Origin of the sequence: Mycobacterium sp., from assembly GCF_050701515.1 — a bacterium.
Classification (GTDB): domain Bacteria; phylum Actinomycetota; class Actinomycetes; order Mycobacteriales; family Mycobacteriaceae; genus Mycobacterium.
Genome location: NZ_JBOGDB010000113.1, coordinates 1 through 3,212, shown reverse-complemented (window position 1 = coordinate 3,212; position 3,212 = coordinate 1). Strand labels below are relative to the sequence as shown.

General features: G+C 67.6%; 2 protein-coding genes and 1 pseudogene. All 3 read right to left on the bottom strand.

Annotation, left to right across the window (positions count from 1 at the left end):
• Positions 1-53 precede the first annotated feature (53 nt).
• Complete coding sequence (locus ACRDU5_RS09990; RefSeq protein ID WP_526614327.1) at positions 54-1,337, bottom strand: acyl-CoA dehydrogenase family protein; 1,284 nt, start codon at positions 1,335-1,337, stop codon at positions 54-56.
• 52 nt (positions 1,338-1,389) lie between these two features.
• On the bottom strand, positions 1,390-2,550 hold the full coding sequence (locus ACRDU5_RS09985) for a serine/threonine-protein kinase (RefSeq protein ID WP_526614326.1): 1,161 nt from the start codon (positions 2,548-2,550) through the stop codon (positions 1,390-1,392).
• Positions 2,551-2,582: 32 nt separating this feature from the next.
• Positions 2,583-3,212, bottom strand: a pseudogene (locus tag ACRDU5_RS09980) (hypothetical protein); the annotation flags it as partial.

The window sequence follows — 3,212 nt, the reverse complement described above, 5'->3', positions numbered from 1 at the left end:
GGTCCTAGGTTCGAGTCCTAGTGGGGGCACCCAATCGTGGCGGCCGTCGCCGTTCAGCGCCGACCGGCGAAGTACTTCTTGTAGGCCTCGGCCGCGGCGCGCAATTCGGGGTCGGCCTGAAACTTCGGCTCGAACTTCGCCCACGCCGCGGCGCGCTTGGCGGGGAGATACTCCGACGGCCAGTATGGGTGCTCCTGCGGCCGATAGCCCTGGAGCACCCGACGAGCGACGGTGGCCTTGTGCACCTCGTCGGCGCCGTCGGCGAGGCCCATCGTGGGTGCGGCGGCGTACATCGCCTGCAGCGGGGTGAGGTCGGTCGTTCCGAGCGACCCGAGGATGTGCAGCGCGTTGAAGGACACTTCCCGCAGCACTTTTGCCATCGTGAACTTAACGGCGGCGATGTCGGTCCGGGCTTCCTTGGTGCTGGAATTATCGATCTTCCAGGCGGTCTCGAGCACCAACAGCCGCAGCATGCGAATGGCGGCGTAGGAGTCGGCGATCTTCTCCTGCACCATCTGGTGCTCGGCGATGACCTTGCCGTGCGACTCACGCGACAGCGCCCGCTCACACATCATGTCGAACGCGAGCTTGCACTGGGCGATGGTGCGCATGGCGTGGTGGATGCGTCCGCCGCCGAGGCGACGCTGGGCCAGGGTCTTGGCCCCGTCTTCGGGGCCGAGCAGATGGTCGAGCGGAACCCTGACATCGCGGTAGATGATGTGGTTGTGGTTGCGGGGCTCCGGCTGGATCTCCACACCCGGAGTCTTGCGCGGCACGACGAACATGCCGTTCGTGCACATCACGAAGAGAATGTCGGCGACGCGGCCCGCCGACGTGAACCACTTCTCTCCGTTGATGACCCATTCGTCGCCGTCGCGTACGGCGGTGGTCTTGAACAAGTTGGGGTCTGATCCGCCCTGAGGCTCGGTCATCGAATACGCCGAGAACATGTCCTGGTTCAGCAGCGGCTCCAGCCAGCGCTTCTTCTGCTCATCGGTGCCAAAGGCGGCAAGCATCTCCATGTTCCCGGTGTCGGGAGCCGCGGCGCCGAACATCTGCGGGGCGCCCGGGTAGCGGCCGATGACTTCGTTCAGCAGCGCCAGCTTGAGCTGGCCGAAGCCGGGTCCGCCCAGTTCCTCGTCAAGGAAGATCGCCCACAGCCCCTGGTCTTTGACCTGCTGCTGCAGGCCGCGCGCGAAGGCCTTTACTCGGGGGTCGGGCGAGCGGACGGCGTACGGGAACACGAACTCGAGCGGCTCGACCTCCTCCCGGCAGAATTCCTCGACCCAGTCGAGCTTCTTCTGGAAATCCGGATCGGTCGAGAAGTCCCACGCCATGTTGATCTCCGTTCTGCCACGACGGGAGGATTTAGTAGTCGCCCCGACGAAGTTAGTCGTCGTCGTCGCCTCGTGGACCCTTCGGCTTCTTCGGGCCGGGTCCCTTCTTGCCGGGCGGGCCCTCGTCGACCTGCATCGGCGGCGCAGGGGGTGGCGGCGGTGACGGCGATGACACCGGGGCCGGTGTCGGCACCGATGAGCTGGTGCCGACTGGTTCGGGCACCGACGGCCGCTGGCCCGAATCGAACAGCACCAGAACGGCCGCCAACGCGATCGCGGCAAGGACGGCCGCGACCGCGAGCAATGTCTTTGTCTGGCTTCGCACGGGCGCCGCGACAACCATCGTGGTCGGCGGTGGCAGCGGCGCCGCCAGGACCCGGGTCGGTGGTCGTACCGGGTTCGGCTGCGGTGCACCAGACAACGCGGCGCGCATCGCGTCGGCGCTGGGGAAACGCCACCGCGGATCGCGTGCCATCGCTCGTTCGACCACGGCGGCCAATTCCGGGTCGACATCCGGGCGCAACAGCATCACCGGCGGCGGTTGGTCTTCGGCGATCGCACGCGCCAGGGCAGGCAGATTCTGTTGCGGGAAGGGCCTGCTCCCGGCCAATGCCTCGTAACCGACCACCCCGACCGCATAAAGATCGTCCGCGACACTCGCCGGCCTGCCCGCCAACCGGTCCGCGCTGAGGTAGCCCATCGTCCCAACGATCTGACCGGTCATGGTGTGCGCCACGTCGCCGCTCTTCGCGAGGCCGAAGTCGGCAACCTTCACGTCACCGGCGGTGGTGAACAAGACGTTGGCCGGCTTGATATCCCGATGCAGGATTCCAGCGGCGTGCGCAGCGGCCAACGCCGACAGCACATCGTCCAGGATCGAGCGCAAATGGGCCTGTGGCAGCGGACCACCGGCCAGCAGATCGGCCAAGGTCCGTCCGGACAACCGCTCCATCACGATGAAGGGCGTGCCGCGGTGCTCACCGCTGTCGTGCACCGCGACGATGTGCGGATGATTCAGCGCCGCGGCCGCACGCGCCTCCGTCTCGAACCGCCGACGGTTGTCGGGCTGGGCAGTGAAAACCGGGTAGAGCAGCTTGACCGCGACCGCGCGGTCTAACCGGGTGTCCCAGCCCTCTCGGACCTCGGCCATGCCGCCGCGCCCCAGAACCCCCCGAAGTTCATAGCGGCCGCCAAGAACTTCTGGCGCCTGCATAGTCCAACGCTAGCGCGGTCACGGATCAGCGGCTACATGCCGTCGGCAGTACTCGGGGTCGCGCCCTCCGGCGAGTCCTCAGGCGGAGACGAGGTCGATTCCGCGCCTTCGTTCGATGTGGCCGCCGGACCGTTGCGGACGCGGTGCAGGAAGTCGCGGATCCGCGGTCCGAAGATGCCGGCCGGGCCCCTGAGTGTCGGCCGCTGTCGGTCGGTCGTCGCCCCGGCCGCGGTTGGCTGCGGAGACCCGGTGTCCGCGGGCGTCGGCGTGCCGATGACCCCTGCGTTGTTGTCGTCCGACTCGGTGCCGACCGGCTGGTCGACTTCCCGCGCGGCCGGCGCGACGGGCGCCGGAGCTTCCGCATCAAATGGCGACCCCGCCGCGGACGACACGGGCGCCGGAATCGTCAGCGGCGGCGGCGAACCGAGGACGGTCAGCGTGTTGTCGATCGTCTGGTCGACGGCTTCGAAAAAGTCGCCGACCACGTCGACCGGATTGTGCACCGGGATCAACCTGGCCGGCGACGGAACCCAGGGCGGGATGTCTCGCCGGTAGCCGAGCTCGACAACGAAAATGCTGAGCGGCTCGACAATGTCGATCAGCGGTTCGGGCACGCCGAAGCTGCGCAATGGGCCGTACAGCGGCAGGTTCTGGGTCTCGAA